Origin of the sequence: Falsiroseomonas sp. (assembly GCF_051859025.1) — a bacterium.
GTDB lineage: Bacteria > Pseudomonadota > Alphaproteobacteria > Acetobacterales > Acetobacteraceae > Falsiroseomonas.
The window spans coordinates 1-15,299 of record NZ_JBHYGL010000009.1 but is presented as its reverse complement, the minus strand read 5'-3'; the positions used below and the strand labels follow the sequence as shown (position 1 = coordinate 15,299).

At 70.6% G+C, this 15,299-nt stretch carries 12 protein-coding genes; 9 read left to right on the top strand and 3 right to left on the bottom strand.

From position 1 onward, the window contains the following. The first annotated feature begins 5 nt into the window (after positions 1-5). The 3 genes from ACTIE5_RS10550 to ACTIE5_RS10540 all read left to right on the top strand — a co-directional run bounded on the left by ACTIE5_RS10550 (position 6) and on the right by ACTIE5_RS10540 (position 3,242). Positions 6-1,142, top strand: coding sequence for a flagellar motor protein MotB (locus ACTIE5_RS10550; protein ID WP_439549659.1), 1,137 nt, complete (start codon positions 6-8; stop codon positions 1,140-1,142). After that, complete coding sequence (motA, locus tag ACTIE5_RS10545; RefSeq protein WP_439549658.1) at positions 1,139-1,999, top strand: flagellar motor stator protein MotA; 861 nt, start codon at positions 1,139-1,141, stop codon at positions 1,997-1,999. The genes ACTIE5_RS10550 and motA overlap by 4 nt, the downstream gene beginning before the upstream one ends. A gap of 67 nt (positions 2,000-2,066) precedes the next feature. Next, the gene (locus ACTIE5_RS10540) at positions 2,067-3,242 is read left to right on the top strand and encodes a cupin domain-containing protein (protein ID WP_439549657.1); all 1,176 of its coding nucleotides are present in this window, start codon (positions 2,067-2,069) and stop codon (positions 3,240-3,242) included. Positions 3,243-3,257: 15 nt separating this feature from the next. On the opposite strand, the gene ACTIE5_RS10535 is transcribed toward ACTIE5_RS10540, so the two are convergent. After that, entirely contained in the window at positions 3,258-3,914 is a 657-nt protein-coding gene (locus ACTIE5_RS10535; protein WP_439549656.1) for a LolA family protein, read from the bottom strand. 163 nt (positions 3,915-4,077) lie between these two features. On the opposite strand from ACTIE5_RS10535, the gene ACTIE5_RS10530 reads away from it, so the two are divergent. The 5 genes from ACTIE5_RS10530 to ACTIE5_RS10510 all read left to right on the top strand — a co-directional run bounded on the left by ACTIE5_RS10530 (position 4,078) and on the right by ACTIE5_RS10510 (position 10,659). Then, positions 4,078-4,362: a hypothetical protein gene (locus ACTIE5_RS10530; RefSeq protein ID WP_439549655.1), complete on the top strand. Its 285-nt coding sequence runs from the start codon at positions 4,078-4,080 to the stop codon at positions 4,360-4,362. Between the two features lie 92 nt (positions 4,363-4,454). Continuing rightward, positions 4,455-5,243 carry a hypothetical protein gene (locus tag ACTIE5_RS10525; RefSeq protein ID WP_439549654.1) on the top strand — a complete coding sequence of 263 codons (789 nt, stop codon included), beginning with the start codon at positions 4,455-4,457 and terminating at the stop codon, positions 5,241-5,243. Between the two features lie 150 nt (positions 5,244-5,393). Further along, positions 5,394-7,529: a peptidase domain-containing ABC transporter gene (locus ACTIE5_RS10520; RefSeq protein ID WP_439549653.1), complete on the top strand. Its 2,136-nt coding sequence runs from the start codon at positions 5,394-5,396 to the stop codon at positions 7,527-7,529. Between the two features lie 68 nt (positions 7,530-7,597). Next, positions 7,598-8,923, top strand: coding sequence for an HlyD family type I secretion periplasmic adaptor subunit (locus tag ACTIE5_RS10515; RefSeq protein WP_439549652.1), 1,326 nt, complete (start codon positions 7,598-7,600; stop codon positions 8,921-8,923). A gap of 29 nt (positions 8,924-8,952) precedes the next feature. Further along, positions 8,953-10,659, top strand: a complete 1,707-nt coding sequence (locus ACTIE5_RS10510; protein ID WP_439549651.1) for a methyltransferase domain-containing protein — start codon at positions 8,953-8,955, stop codon at positions 10,657-10,659. Between the two features lie 134 nt (positions 10,660-10,793). Here the strand turns inward: ACTIE5_RS10510 and ACTIE5_RS10505 are convergent, their stop codons facing one another. Both ACTIE5_RS10505 and ACTIE5_RS10500 read right to left on the bottom strand, forming a co-directional pair. Then, entirely contained in the window at positions 10,794-12,614 is a 1,821-nt protein-coding gene (locus ACTIE5_RS10505) for an O-linked N-acetylglucosamine transferase family protein (RefSeq protein ID WP_439549650.1), read from the bottom strand. Positions 12,615-12,618: 4 nt separating this feature from the next. Continuing rightward, on the bottom strand, positions 12,619-14,592 hold the full coding sequence (locus ACTIE5_RS10500; RefSeq protein ID WP_439549649.1) for an O-linked N-acetylglucosamine transferase family protein: 1,974 nt from the start codon (positions 14,590-14,592) through the stop codon (positions 12,619-12,621). 239 nt (positions 14,593-14,831) lie between these two features. Here ACTIE5_RS10500 and ACTIE5_RS10495 point away from each other — a divergent pair. Further along, positions 14,832-15,299 (top strand): hypothetical protein (locus ACTIE5_RS10495; RefSeq protein ID WP_439549648.1); only part of this gene is annotated, 468 nt, incomplete at its 3' end.

Here is a 15,299-nt window from a genome sequence, read left to right as displayed (position 1 = left end):
CCCCGATGCCGAAGCCCGGTGGCAAGGGCAACATCGCCCCGATCGTGATCAAGCGGATCGAGGAAGGCGAACACGCCCACCACGGCGGCGCGTGGAAGATCGCCTATGCCGACTTCGTCACGGCGATGATGGCCTTCTTCCTGCTGATGTGGCTGGTGAATGCGACGACGGAAGCGCAGCGCCGCGGCATCGCCGATTACTTCGCGCAGCCCAACGACCTGGCGCGCGGGCCCAGCGGCTCGGGCCAGCCCTTCGGCGGCCGAAGCCTCTACAGCGATGGTCCCCTCATCGCCGACGCGCCGCTGGTACCGCGGCTGCAGACCGCACAACCCGGCCTGGATTCGGAGGAGGAGGAGGAAGGCCCGGAGATCCGCCTGCCCCGCCCCTCCGCCCGCCAGCAGACGCCGCCCGCCCAGTCCGTGCCGGAAGGCGACGCCATGGCGGATGCCGCCCGCCGATCGGGGGAGCTGGAAGCCGCGCTGCGCGGCGCCGGCAATGTCGCACGCCAGGGCGCGGATGCCGCCGCACGCCAGGGCGCGGATGCCGCCATGCGCCAGGGCGCGGATGCCGCCATGCGCCAGGGCGCGGATGCCGCCATGCGCGGCGGCTCCGTGGACAATGAGGCGCTGCGCCGCGCCGCGGAAGCCGCGCGCCAGGAATTGCTGACCCGCGCAGCGGAGGAAATCCGCCAGGCCGTCCGCAACGACCCCGCCTTGGCCTCGCTCGGCCGCCAATTGATCGTGGAGGAAGTGCCGGAAGGCCTGCGCATCCAGCTGGTGGATGCCGAAGGCCAGCCGGTCTTTGAAACCGGCCGCGCCGCGCCCAATGAACGCGGCCGCGCGCTGCTGCTGCGCGTGGCGCAGGTGCTCGCCCGCCTGCCCCATCCCATCGAGGTCACGGGCCACACCGATGCCGCACCCTTCCGCAGCGGCGGCGAACGGTCGAACTGGGACCTTTCCGCCGAACGCGCCAATGCCACGCGACGCCTGCTGGTGGATGCCGGCATCACGGACCGCCGCATGCGCAGCGTGACCGGCCGCGCCGAACGCGACCTCCTCGTCCCCGCCAACCCGCTTGATGCCGCGAACCGACGGGTCGCGGTGCTGATGCTGCTGCCAGCCCAAGGAGTGACTGCGCCATGATCCTGATCGGTGGCCTCGCCATCCTGCTGGCCTGCGTCTTCGGCGGCTACATGGTCGCGGGTGGCCAGATGGGGCCGATCCTGCACGCCCTCCCCTTCGAGATGCTCATCATCGGCGGCGCCGCCGTCGGCAGCTTCCTCATGTCCAACTCGATGTCGGACGTGAAGCACACGATGGGCGGCATCGGGAAGGCGATCAAGGGCAGCAAGTACAAGACGCAGGACTACCTCGACCTCGGCGTGCTGCTGCACAAGCTGCTGAAGGTGGCGCAATCCAAGGGCGCCGCGGGGCTGGAGCCGCATATCGAGAAGCCGGCCGAAAGCGCCATCTTCCAGGCCTATCCTCGTATCATGGCCGACCACCACGCCACGCATCTGATCTGTGACTACCTGCGCATGGTCGGCATGAACGCCGACGATCCGCACCAGATCGAGGACATCATGGCGAGCGAGCTGAAGAAGGTGCGGAACGAGGAACTGCACGCCGCCCATGCGCTGCAGAACATGGCGGACGCCCTGCCCGCGCTCGGCATCGTCGCCGCCGTGCTCGGCGTCATCAAGACCATGGGCTCCATCGACAAGCCACCGGCGGTGCTGGGCGCGATGATCGGATCGGCGTTGGTCGGCACCTTCCTCGGCGTGCTGCTCGCCTACGGCCTGGTCGGCCCCATCGCGGTCCGCCTGAAGGGCGTGGTGGAGGAGGATGCGCGGTTCCTGGAGGTGATCCGCGCCGTGCTGGTCGCGCATCTGCATGGCAACGCGCCGCAGGTCGCGATCGAGGTCGGCCGCAAGACCATCCCCTCCGGCCTCATGCCCAATTTCGCCGCGATGGAGACCGCGCTGCAGGAGGCGAAGTAGCGCCCCCTTCCCTGGATCACGCTCCCCGTCGATGATGCGCCCTTGATCGGCGGGGGGAATGACGGGCATGGCTGGGATGGCGGAGGAAGCCTGGGCGCTGGGCTTCGGCGATATGTCGGTCGAGGACGGTTTCGCACTGCGGGAGAGCACGGATTGGCGCCACTTCCCCGCCAGTGACCCCGCCCGCTACGCGCCCCTGCTCTCCATCGCGGACCTCGATGCCTTCCTGGCGACGGATGCCGCGCGGCGGCCCCGCATCTCCATGGCCGATGGCAACCGCCAGGGCGGCGCGGCGGTGCCGGAGGATGAGTATGCCACCGCCGATGGCGCGGCCGACCTGCCCCGCCTGTTCCACGCCTTCGACCGCGGGGCGACGCTCGTCATCTCCCAGTTTCATGAATTGCACCCGGCGCTGGGGCGCTTCTGCCGGGGGCTGGAACAGGTCTTCCTGCATGCGGTGCAGGCCAACATCTACCTGACGCCCCCCGGCGCCCAGGGCTTCCGCATGCATTACGACACGCATGACGTGCTGGTCCTGCAGGTGCAGGGGGAGAAGCACTGGCGCATCTGGCCGGGCCAGCCCTTCCCCGCGCCGACGCGCCGCACCCCCTGGGTCGGCGGCGTGGAACCGCTGGCCGATGCGGTGGAGATCACCATGCGGCCGGGCGATGCGCTCTATGTGCCCCGTGGCGTGCTGCACGATGCCGCGGCGCAGGACGGCACAGCGCCGTCGCTGCATGTGACGGTGGGGTTCATGGAACCCTCCTTCGCCAGCGTGCTGCGCATGGCGGTGGATCTGCTGGAGGAAGCGGAGCCCGCGCTGCGCGCCGCCTTCCCCACCTGGCGCCTGGCGGATGGCCCCGGCGCGCTGGCGCCCCTCGCCCAGCCCCTGGCGGCCATGCTCGCGCAGCCCGCCTCCCTCGAACGCACCGCCCTCGCGCTGCTGGACCGCCTGGCGATGGACCGCGCGCCCATGCTGGGCCGCGGCCTGTTCCCGCGGATGCCGGATGGCGCCACGCGGCTGCGCCTGGCGGGCGGGCTGCTGCACGCCCTGATCCCGGATGAGGAAACCGGCGGCGCCTGGCTGCGCTGGGCCGGGGACCCGCTGGCCCTGTCGCCGGCGGAGGCCGGATGGATCGGCGCCCTGGCCGAAGGCGCCACGCCCGACGCCTTGGGCGAGGATGCGCTGGCCTTCTGCCACCGCCTCACGCGGCTGGGATTGCTGGAGGAGGATCGCGACTGATGCGCCTCGCCGGGATCAACCCGCGCGCCGCAGCCCTTCCTGTTCCATGAAGGTCGGGTCGTTGAAGTCGAACAGCTTGTTGTCGAGCCTGACGCCCGTCTCGACCTCATAGAGCGTCACCCGCGTCTCCCGCCCCTGCGCGTCCAGCACCACCCATTGGCGGAGTTCCATCGGCTGTTCCTGGAAGGCCAGGGTCAGCCTTCCCTCCTGCGGCGCGCCGGTGCGGTGCAGGCCGACGCGGAGGAACCCGCCCGAGCGTTCCGTCCCCACCACCGTGATGTCGCCGGACAGCCGTATCTCCGACCGCAGCAGCAGGCCGAGCGGGGTGGAGGATGCCGGCACCGTGCTGGGCTGCCGCAAATCCCGATCATACATCATCACCTGGCCGCCGGAGGCCACCAGCAGCATCGGCTCCGGCGGGTTGTAGTCGAAGCGCATGCGGCCGGGCCGGCTGATCAGCGCCGTGCCCTCCGCCGAGGCGCCGTTCTGTGCCACCTGCAGGAACCGCGCCTTGAGCGTGCGCAACCCGTTGAGATACGCTTCCACCCGCGCCAGCGCCGCGCGGTCGATGGCGGGCGCAGGGGCCGGGGGCGGCGCGGCGGGCCGGGATTGCTGCGCCAGCGCGGGGGCGCTGAACAGGGCGGCGGCGGCGATCAGGGTGCGTCGTTGCATCGCTGGCAGATGGCCCATCCGCGGCCCTGCGGAAAGTCCCCGCGGAATTTACCCGTCGTCAATCCTCGGTGCGCTTTTATGGGCCTACGCGATCCGGGCCAGAACGGCCGGCACCACCCGAGGAACGGGATCCCACTTCCCGATCCCGGTCACGGAGCTTCCCATGCCCTTCGATTTCGCTCCCGCCTCCCTCGCCGCCCACACCCTGCTGCCGATCGATGCCGGCACCATCCATGGCGTGCCGCGTCACGAACTGGTGGCCCATGCCATGGAACAGCTGGCGCCGGGCCTGCGTGGCCAGGTGGCGGAGATCGAGCTGACCGCCGGCGGCCAGTTCTTCCACATGGGCATGGTGTTCGACCAGGTCGCCTGGCGCGCCGTCTGGCGCCGCCCCGGCCTGCCCGTCGCCTCCGGCAGCTTCCCGGTGTGGAACGGCGCCCCCGTTTGACGCGACCCCTTCCGCGCGTCGGTTTGACGCGACCCGCGCAACGCCCCTAGCGTCCCCCGCCCGCGACCAGCGGGAATCAGGGAGACGCCTTCATGTTCGATGCCCCGCAGACGCGCGACGCGCGCATCGCCGGCGCCGCCGCCCTGCTGGCGGATATCCGCCGCGGCCGGCGCGAGAAGCCGGAAGGCCTCCCCCCCGAACTCCGCCCGATCGACCAGGCGGAAGCGGAAGCCGTGCAGGTCGCGACCTATGCCGCGCTCGGCTGGTCCATCGCCGGCTGGAAGGTGGGCCGCGCCAACGCCCATGTCTTCGCCGCCCCCCTGCCCGACGCCGCCGTCGCGCCCGTCTCCGACAAGCCGCTCCGCCTGCCGCTGCACAGCGGGATGGAGTTGGAAGTCGCACTCCGCCTGACCCGCGCGCTGACGGCCGCCGACCTCGCCACCCTCACCCCCGCCGCCATGCCGGATATCGCGGAGATGGTGATGCTCTTCGAACTGGTCGAAACCCGCTACGCGCCCGGTGCGAAGCCCTCGGACCTCGAGAAGATCGCCGATGTCGTCTCCAACGGCAGTTGCGTCGTCGGCTCCTCCGTCGGTGCCTGGACCTGGCCGGATGTCGAGAACGCCGCCATGCGCCTGACCGTCGATGGCATCGAGGTCGCGAAGCACGAAGGCACCCACCGCGCCATGCCGATCGCCCAGCTGGTCGAGGCCTGGCGCGACCGCTGCCTGGCCATCGGCCATGAACCCCGGCTGGGGGAGGTCATCACCCTCGGCAGCCTCACCGGCCTGCTGCCCGTCCCCGCCGCGGGGGGCGTGCTGCATGGCGAATTCGTGGGCCGCGGCACGCTGACCATCACCGTCGGGCCGCTCGGCGCGTGAAACGGCGGCTGGCGCGCTAACCGCCCGTCAAGCCTCCCCGGGCTATGCCCCTCGGCCGGCAACAAGCCGGCCGAGCGGGAGAAGCCCATGAATCGCACCGACCAGCAGGATCGAACGACCCCGGCCGCCGGCTGACCGCGGGCGCACACCATGGCTCCCGCCCTCACGGCGATCCGCTGCGTCTTCCTTGTCGCCCTGCATCACGGGCTGCGCCTGCGGCCGGACCAGCTGCCGGCCGTGGCGCCGGGCGACATGCTCGCCCCCGTCCTGCGCGCGCTGCGCGATGCGGGGCTGAAGGCGCGCGCGCTGCGGGGCTGCGGCTGGGACAAGGCCGCCGCCCTCGGCACCGCCTATCCCGCCTTGCTGATCAAGCGCGACGGGTCCTGGTGCGTCCTCGTGCAGATGGTGCCGGGGCCGGAGGGCACGGGCATGGCCGCGGTGCTCGACCCCGCCGCCGAACATCTCGGCGTCCAGCTGGTCCCCCCCGATCGCTTCATGGCGGAATGGGGCGGAACGCTGCTGATGGTGAAGCGCGTGCATGCGCTGACGGAGGAGAACCAGCCCTTCGGCTTCCGCTGGTTCCTGCCGGAGATCATCCGCCACCGGCGCCTTTTCGCCGGCGTGGCCGTCGCCGCCATCGTCGCCAACCTCATCAGCTTCGCGACGCCGCTGCTGATGCAGGTGCTGATCGACAAGGTCATCACCCACCAGGCCTACCAGACGCTGGTCGCCGTGGTGGCGGTGTTCCTGCTGCTGACGGTCTTCGACAGCGCCTTCAGCTACCTCCGCCAGCAATTGATGCTGCTGGCCAGCAACAGGATCGACGCCAAGCTCAATTCCCGCACCTACCGCCATCTGATGAGCCTGCCGCTGCACTTCTTCGAATCCCATGCCGCGGGGGTGCTGGTGCGGCACATGCAGCAGACCGAAAAGACGCGCCACTTCCTGACGGGGCGGCTGTTCCAGGTGATGCTGGACGCGCTGCTGCTGCCGGTGCTGCTGGTGTTCCTGGCGCTCTACAGCGGGGTGCTGACGGCCGTGGTGCTCGGCTTCTCCCTTGCCATCGCCGCCGTCATCGGGGCGCTGGTGCCGGCCTTCCGACGGCGGCTCGATGCGCTCTATCAGCAGGAAGGCGCGCGCCAGGCCTATCTGGTGGAAACGCTGCACAACATGCGCGCGGTGAAGTCCCTGGTGCTGGAACCCGCGCGGCAGAAGGCCTGGGATGACCGCATCGCCGGCGCCGCCCGCCAGCACGAAGCCGTGGGCCGCATCTCGGCCGCCGGCAACGTCATCACCTCCACGCTGGAGAAGCTGATGCAGATCGGCGTGCTCGCCATCGGCGCGCTGCTGGTCTTCGACGGGTCGCTCACCATCGGCGCGCTGGTCGCCTTCACCATGCTGTCCAACCGCGTCACCGGGCCGCTGGTGCAGATCGTGGCGCTGATCAACGAATACCAGGAAGCCGCGCTGTCCATTTCGATGCTCGGCACGGTGATGAACACGCCGCCCGAGCGTGGCGCGCATGACCGCACCGCCCGCCCCACCATCACCGGTGCCCTGCGGTTCGAGAATGTGGTCTTCCGCTACCCCGGCGCCGCCACCGCGGCGCTGGACCGCGTGACCTTCGCGATCGGCGAAGGCCAGGCCATCGGCGTCGTCGGCCGGTCCGGTTCCGGCAAGACCACCGTCACGCGGCTGATCCAGGCGATCCACGCGCCGCAGGACGGTCTCATCCAGCTCGACGGCATCGATATCCGGCACATAGACCTCGACCACCTCCGCCGCTCCGTCGGCATCGTTTTGCAGGACAATTTGCTGTTCCGCGGCACCATCCGGGACAACATCGCCGCCGCCCGGCCCGACGCCACCCTCGATGAGATCATCGAGGTCGCGCGCCTGGCCGGTGCCGAGGAATTCATCCAGCGCCTGCCGCTCTCCTACGACACGATGGTGGAGGAAGGCGCCTCCAACTTCTCCGGCGGCCAGCGCCAGCGCATCGCCATCGCCCGCGCTTTGCTGACCCGCCCCCGGCTGCTGATCTTCGACGAGGCGACCAGCGCGCTCGATCCGGACAGCGAGGCGATCATCCAGCGCAATTTGGCGGAGATCGGCCGCGGCCGCACCATGATCATCGTCTCCCACCGGCTGTCGTCGCTGGTGCAGGCGGATGCGATCCTGGTGCTGGACCAGGGAAGGCTCATCGACTGCGCGCCGCACGCCGTGCTGCTCGAACGCTGCGACATCTACAGGCACCTATGGCAGCAGCAGACACAGCACCTGCGCTAGCCCCCACCCCGGCACCCGCACCGGCACAGGCACCGGTCGCCCTCGCGCGCATCGGCAGCAGCCGGCGCGTGCGGGGAAAACCGCCGCGCCTGGCGCCGGAAGCGATCGAGTTCCAGGACGAGCTGGATCGGCTGATGGAGGAGCCGACGCCGCCCTCGCTGCGCTTCTGGCCCTGGGTGCTGGCCGCGCTGCTCGGGGGCCTGGTCACCCTGGCCAGCGTGGCGGAGGTGGATGTGGTGGTCACCGGCAGCGGGCGGCTGGCCGCGGATGCGCCGCCGCTGGTGGTGCAGCCGATGGAACGCGCCATCATCCAGGAAATCCGCGTCCGCCCCGGCCAGGTGGTAGTGCAGGGGCAGATCCTGGCGCTGATGGACCCGACCTTCGCCGAGGCCGACCGCATCAGCCTGGTGGCGCAGCGCCGCAGCCTGGCCGCGCAGATGGATCGGGTGGATGCGGAACTCGCGGGCGCCCCCGCCCCCATGCCGCTGACAGCGGATGGCACGCTGCAATCCCTGCTGCTGGCGCAACGCGCCGCGCTGTTCGCCGCGCGCATGGCGGGCTACGCCGCCGATATCCGCGCGCTCGAATCCTCCATCGCCGCGCTGCGCGATGGCGACGCCATCCGGGCCGAGCAGACCGCCATCGCGGCGGAGGTCGAATCCATGCGCGGCCGCCTGCTGGCCAGCCAGGTCGGCTCCCGCCTCAATGCCCTCGCCGCCCGGTCGGATCGCCTGCGCGCGGAACAGGACCAGCGCCAGGCCCGCCACCGCGCCGATGAACTGGCGGGCGTGCTGGCCGCCAAGCAGGCGGAACGCGACGCCTTCCGTGACGATTGGCGCCGCCAGCTGCTGGAGGAACTGGTCCGCCTGCGCGGCGAATTGCAGCGGACGGAGGACCAGTTGTCGAAGGCGGAGCGCCTGGCGGCGATGAGCGTCCTGGTCGCGCCGGAGGATGGCGTGGTGCTGGACATCGCCCGCCGCTCCGCCGGTTCCGTGCTGAGGGAGGCCGAGGCGCTGGTCACGCTGGTGCCGCTGCGCGCGCCGCTGGTGGCGGAGATCACGCTGCGCTCCAGCGACATCGGCCGGCTGCGCGGCGATGATCCCACGGTGGTGAAGGTGGATGCCTTCCCCTTCCAGCGCCACGGCGCGCTGCAGGGCCGCCTGCAAAGCCTGGCCCCCGATTCCCTGCCGCGGGAGGGCGAGGCACCGGGCCCGCCCGTCCACCGCGCCCGCATCACCTTCGACACGCCCAGCCTTCCCGGTGCGCCGCCGGGCGCGCGCCTCATCCCCGGCATGACCATCTCGGCGGAGGTCCAGGTCGGCACGCGCCGCGTCATCGCCTTCTTCATCGAACCGCTGCTGCGCGGCTTCCGGGAAAGCATCCGGGAACCGTGAACCCCTTCCTCCAGAATGGAGAATCCCCCGTGTCCGACGAAGACGGCTTCATCTACGGGTCCGATGCCAACCCGGACCTGCTGGCCCGCATCCCCCGCGATGCCGCGACGATCCTCGATGTCGGCTGCGGCGCCGGCGCGCTGGGGGCCGCCTTCCGCCGCATCAATCCGCGCACGCGCGTCATCGGCATCGAACCCGACCCCGCCCTGGCCGCCCGCGCCCGCCGTCATGTGGATGAGGTGCTGTCGCTGGACATCGAGGCAACGCGCCCGCCGCTGGAAGACGGTTCGCTGGACGCGATGATCTTCGGCGACGTGCTGGAACATCTCCGCGACCCCTGGGCGGTGCTGAAGCGCGATGCATCGCTGCTGTCGGACCAGGGCGTGCTGCTGGTCTGCATCCCCAATCTGGAACACTGGTCCTTCGCCGCACGGCTGCTCGCCGGCGCCTGGAACTACGAGGATCACGGCCTCTATGACCGCACGCATCTCCGCTGGTTCACGCCGCGCATGATGCAGCAGGCGCTGTCCGATGCCGGTCTGGTGCCGATCGAGGTCGCGCCCCGCATCTTCCTGCCCGAACAGGCGGAAGCCTTCGCCGCCGCCATGGCGCCGGCCCTCGCCGCGCTCGGCATCGACCAGGCGGGATGGCTGGATCGCAGCCGGCCGCTCCAATATGTCTGGCGCGCCACGCGCCGCGCGCCGCGCACCATGATCGTCGGCGCGCGCACGCTCGCCGATCCCGTCGCCGCGATGGCGGAAGTCCGCGTGCTACAGCCGATGCGGGACATCGCGACGGCACCGGGCATCGGCACCATCGCCTCCGCCGACCTGCCCATGCCGCCGGGTGGGGTGGAGATCGATCGGGTGATGATCCTGCAACGGCTGTTCCTGCGGCCGGGCACCGATTCGCTCGGCTACATCCACGGCCTGCGCGGCAGCGGCGCCGTCATCGTGCAGGAATTCGACGATGATCCCGAACGCTGGCCGGACATCGCCGCGGCGGATGACATGACCTTCCGCGCCGTCCACGCCGTGCAGACCTCCACCCCCCACCTGGCGCGGCTGCTGCGGCAGTGGAACCCGGAGGTGGAGGTATTCCCCAACAGCATCGAGACACTGCCCATCCCCCGCAACTTCCGTGACCCCGGCCAGCTCACGATCTTCTTCGGCGCGCTCAACCGCGAAGCCGATGTCGCGCCCTTCCTGCCCGTGCTGGACCAGGCGATGGCGGAAGCCGGTGGACGCCTGCGGATCGAGGTGGTGCACGACCGCGCCAGCTTCGACGCGCTGGCCACGCCCCACAAGCGCTTCACGCCAGCCTGCGACTACGCCACCTATCGCGGCATCATGGCGGGCTGCGAGATCGCCTTCCTGCCGCTGGCACCCACGCGCTTCAACAGCATGAAGTCCGACATCAAGGCGGTGGAGGCCGCGTCGCACCGCCTCTGCTGCCTGGCCAGCCCGACGGTCTACGAGGACAGCATCCGGGATGGGGAGACCGGCGTGATCCTGCCCGACCCCGCCGCGTTGCTGGCGGCGCTGCGCGGCTTCATCGCCAATCCCGATGCCGCGCGGGCCATGGCGGAGGCGGCGCATGGATGGGTGCGGGATGAACGGATGGCGGCGTACCAGATGCGACGGCGGATCGACTGGTACCGGTCGCTGTGCGATCGGCGCGTGGTACTGGATGCGGCGCTGGAAGCGCGGCTTGCGATGTTGGCGCGGGCGGCTTGAAGGGGGAGCGCTGCTCCTCCTTCACCCCCTCGCCAAGGACCAGTGGGCCCTTGGAACCCTTGTATTGACGATGGTCCAGGGGGCTCTGCCCCCTGGCGGATGGGGTCCGGGGAAGGCAGCGCCTTCCCCGAAATTCACCGGCGCCGCATCACCCCGCGCAGGCTCGCCTCCAGCCGCGCCGTGAAGGTCGCCGTATCCCCCAGCGTCCGCATCCACGCATCCCCTGCCAGCGCCGCCTTAGCCCGCGCCTGCATCGCTGGCTGCGTCGCCAGCGCCACTGCCCGCGCGATGTAGTCCGCGCGGCTGGTCACGATCCCCTCCGGCAGCCCGATCGCCGCCAGCAGGCTGCCCGCCATGCGCGATGCGAAGGCCTGGCCGGATTGCGTCAGAATCGGCAACCCCATGCGCAACGCATCGGACGCGACCGTGCCGGCATTGTAGGGCGTGGTGTCGAGGAACAGATCCCCCAGCGCCAGCCGCGCGCGATACCGCGCGGGATCGACGCGAGCCGCGAAGACCAGCCGATCCTGCCCGATGCCCGCTTCCGCCGCGCGCGCCAGCAGGTTGCGCCGCCCTGGCGCATTGTCATCCACCAGCCACAGCACGCTGCGCGGCACCTGGCGGAGGATCTCCATCCAGGCGCCGAACATCTCCTCCGTGATCTTGTAGTAGTGGGAGAAGTTGCAGAAGACGAAGGCATCTTCCGGCAGCCCTTCCTCCGCGCGCGATACCGCCGGCAGCGCGATCGGCTGCGCATCATTCGCCTGGTAGAGGCCCGGCAGCGCCAGCGGCGCGGGCGCGTAGAGGCCAGCGGTCTCCGACGGGATGGTGCGCCCGTCGCAGATCAGCCAATCCAGCTCCGGCACCGGCACCGGCCCGATATAGCCGAGCCAGGTCGCCATCACCGGCGCCGGCTTCCAGCGCAGCGCGCCGAGCCTGGCGCCGCGCGTCAATCCATTAAGGTCGATCAGGATATCGATCTCATCCGCCCGGATCCGCCGCGCCACATCCTCCTCCGACAGCGCGCCGACGGGGACGTGATGGTCCAGCGCGGCGATGACGCGCGCGCGGATGTCGCTGCCATCCTCGGGGGAGGAGCAGTAGCCGAAGACCTCGAACTGCTTGCGGTCATGCCGTTCCAGCACCTCCGCGATCAGGAAGCTCATGGCATGGCGGCAGAAATCGGAGGAGAGGTAGCCCAGCCGGATGCGCCCGTGCCGGTAGCCCTGTGCGGGCGCGAGGCGTTCCGGCGCCGCCGGCACCTTGCGCGCCACCCATCCCGCCGCGATGCGATTCTGCAAGGCCACGTCATCGAACAGCGCGAGCGCGCCGAGCGGCCCGGCATTCAGGCACAGCTCCTCCAGCCCCAGGCCGGGGATGTCCGGCTCCAGGATCGGCCAGGCACAGATGCGCTGGCGGAGATGCGTGAAGTGCTGCAGCACGTCGGGCTGGTGCGGGTCGATCAGCAGGCTGGACCGCAGTGCCGCCACCGCTTCCTCCAGCGCGCCGCGCAGTTCCAGCAGCCGGCCGCGATGGTTCAGCAGGGCGATGCGCGAATCATCGGGCTGCAGCGCCTGTCCCCAGGCCGCCAGCGCCGCTTCCCCCTGGCCGCTGGCTTCCAGCGCCAGGCCCAGATTGACGGCCGCCTGGTGCAGGTCCGGCTTCAGCAGCAACGCGTTGCGATAGGCGGTGATGGCGTTGCCGTGGTCGCCCGCCTGCGCGAATTCGACGCCGAGGTTGAACCACGCAGCGAAGCCCTGCGGCGCGCCGGCATTGGCCCCGATCCAGGCGCGATAGCCCGCGATGGCGATGTCCCGCCGCCCCCGCGCCACCGCCGCCTCCGCCCGCGGCAGCAGCGTTTCCAGGCCGAGCCCGGCGAAGCGCGGATCGTCAACCATGGCGCCGGAATCAGCGAAGAAGTCATCGAGCCAGGTGGGATGGATGCTGTCGAGCATGGCGTCACGCTGCCTCCGCCTGGGTGGCCGTGCGGGGCCACAGTCGCTGATCCGCGCCGAGCGGGCTGAAGGCGTCCCGACGCGCCAGCGCATCCCGCCACCGCGCCGCCAGCGCCGCCGCATCCGCCGGCGCCGCGCCATCCAGCGGGAAGGCCGCGCCGATCTCAAGGTACTCGGCCAGGTTCGCCAGGTCCGGCCGCGGCAGCCGGCCGCCGGTCGCATCACGCCACATCCCGCGGAACAGCCCTTCCAGCGCCCGCACCAGCGCTTCCGTGTCGAACAGCACCGATGTCATCCGCCCCGCCAGCAACCGAGCGCGGGCCTCCGCCAGCGGTGCGGGGTTGGCGGCCAGCGTGATGGCGCGCCGCGCGTAATCGTCCCAGTCCCGGCAGAGGAAGTCGCCAATCCCCGCCGCCTTCACCAGGCTGCCGCAGACGCGCGACGCGAAGCTCTGCCCCGGCACGGTCAGGATCGGCGTGCCCATCCACAGGCAGTCGGATGCCGTGGTGTGCGCGCCATAGGGCCAGGTATCCAGGAACAAATCCGCCGCGCCGTAGCGCGCCACGTGGTCCGCATTGCGCAGCGGCGGCGCGAAGATGAGCCGCGCGGGATCGATCCCGGCCACTGTCGCATGGCCACGCAGCGCGGCCTCGGCCTCCGCCCCCCCCTGGATCAGCCACAGCACGCTGCCCGGCGTGGCGCGCAGGATGGCCATCCAGCGATCGAAGACGAATTGCGTGATCTTCTGCATCCCGTTGAAGCAGCAGAAGACGAAGGCGTCCTCCGGCAGGCCGAGCGCGCCGCGCGGCGGCGTCGCGTTGACCAGGCGATGGCGATCATTCGGCTGGTAGCAGGGCAGGCGCCGCACCGCCTCGGAACAGCTATGCTCCCGCCCCGGCGGGATGATCATGTCATCGGCGATGATGTAGTGGTGGAAGGGGCTGCCCATGGTGCCGGCGAAGCCCAGCCAGTTGACGATCACCGGCGCCGGCCGCCGCGCCAGCAGCCCCAGCCTGCCGCCGCGCGTATGCCCGTTGAGGTCGACCAGGATGTCGATCCCATCATCGCGCATCAGGCGCAGCGCGGCGTCGTCATCCATCGCGATGATGTCGCGCCAATGCTCGACGGATGCGCGGATACGCGCCTTCGTCGCATCCTCCCGCGCCATGCCGCAATCATAGACGAAGATTTCGAAGGCTTCTCGGTCATGGTGGCGGAACAGGTCGGCCGTCAGGTGCCCCACCGCGTGGTCCCGCAGGTCGGAGGACAGGTAGCCGATCCGCCGGCGACCGGCCCGCTGGAACTGCGCCGCGAAATCCGCTGTCACATGGAAATCCGGCGGCATCGGCGCCTCGCGCCGCGTGCAGGCGGCCGCATGGGCCAGCAGCAGCATCGCGTCCTCCGTCATGTTCGCCAGCGTCAGCGGCGCCGCATCCCGCAGCAGCGCGGCCTTCGTCATGCCGGCCGGCGGTTCCAGCAACGGCCAGGCGCAGCGTCTCTGGCGGAGGCTCAGCCAGCGTTGCAGCACGTCGCGCTGCGTGGGATCGATCTCCAGCAGCTGGCGCAGCCCATCTTCCGCCTGCGCGAAGGCGCCGAGGTCCTCCTGCAGCCGGGCCATCTGCTTCATCGCGCCGGCGCGGTTGGCGATGCCGTCGCGCGTCACCGCCTGCAGGGCGTTGGCGACGTAGTGCCAATGCTCCAGCGCCTGCACCACCTCTCCCCGGCGTTCATGCGCCAGGCCGATGCTGATGAAGGGTGGCAGGAAGCCCGGGTTGCGCTGCGCGGCCAGGCGATGGGCTTCCGCCGCCTCCTCATGCAGCCCTTCCCGTTCCAGCAGGACGGCCAGGTTGAAGGCAGCGGCGTAGAGAAGCGGATCGTCGCCCCGCGCGGCGATCCAGCCCCGATAGGCCGTGATGGCATGAGCCGGCGGCATGGACTGCGCGGCGGCGATGAGGTCGGCGATCCTGGCCTGATGCATGCTCCGTTCCTGGCGCAGTGCTGAGGGTCCTCCGCTACGCTGCCAGGGCTGAACAAGCGGTTACCGCCCATCCGGATCGACGTCGCATCGGCTTTCACGATGCGGAAACCCATCGGCCGTTAGGGTGCCCTCGAGCCGGGAAGACAAGATGTCACCCCCGCGTCGGCGCCTGTGATCCGTCCTTCAGGGACGGACGGTGCTGGCTTCGCGAATGCGATCCTCCAAAGCGGAGCGGGCCGATGTCGATTCTTGTTGGTTTCACGACGACCCAGATTCAGGGTCTTACCACCACGACCATCGGTGTTCTCTCCACCACGGATATGCGCGCGCTGGCCTCCACCCAGCTGGCCGCGCTGACGACGACGCAGGTCGCGGTCCTCAGCAGCACGCAACTCGCGGCGCTGACCAGCACGCAGGTTTCGGCACTCGAGACGACGGACCTCGCGGTCCTGGCAACCACGCAGCTGCGCGGCTTCGGATCGGCGCAGCTGGTCGGGCTCACCACCACGCAGCTCGGCGCGTTGACCACCACGCAGCTGGAGGGTCTCACCTCCACCCAGGCGGGTGCGCTGACGACGACGCAGGTCGCGTCGCTGACGACGACGCAGCTGGGTGGGCTGGGCTCCACCCAGATCGCCGGCCTTACCTCCGGCCAGGTCGCGTCGCTGACCACCACCCAGATCGGCGCCCTGACGACGACGCAGATC

Coding starts and splice junctions, on each gene's coding strand:
- ACTIE5_RS10535 (WP_439549656.1), bottom strand. CDS start 3,914: ATGCAACGACGCACCCTGATCGCCGCCGCCGCCCTGTTCAGCGCCCCC.
- ACTIE5_RS10505 (WP_439549650.1), bottom strand. CDS start 12,614: ATGCTCGACAGCATCCATCCCACCTGGCTCGATGACTTCTTCGCTGAT.
- ACTIE5_RS10550 (WP_439549659.1), top strand. CDS start 6: ATGCCGAAGCCCGGTGGCAAGGGCAACATCGCCCCGATCGTGATCAAG.
- ACTIE5_RS10540 (WP_439549657.1), top strand. CDS start 2,067: ATGGCTGGGATGGCGGAGGAAGCCTGGGCGCTGGGCTTCGGCGATATG.
- ACTIE5_RS10530 (WP_439549655.1), top strand. CDS start 4,078: ATGCCCTTCGATTTCGCTCCCGCCTCCCTCGCCGCCCACACCCTGCTG.
- ACTIE5_RS10520 (WP_439549653.1), top strand. CDS start 5,394: ATGGCTCCCGCCCTCACGGCGATCCGCTGCGTCTTCCTTGTCGCCCTG.
- ACTIE5_RS10500 (WP_439549649.1), bottom strand. CDS start 14,592: ATGCATCAGGCCAGGATCGCCGACCTCATCGCCGCCGCGCAGTCCATG.
- ACTIE5_RS10525 (WP_439549654.1), top strand. CDS start 4,455: ATGTTCGATGCCCCGCAGACGCGCGACGCGCGCATCGCCGGCGCCGCC.
- motA (WP_439549658.1), top strand. CDS start 1,139: ATGATCCTGATCGGTGGCCTCGCCATCCTGCTGGCCTGCGTCTTCGGC.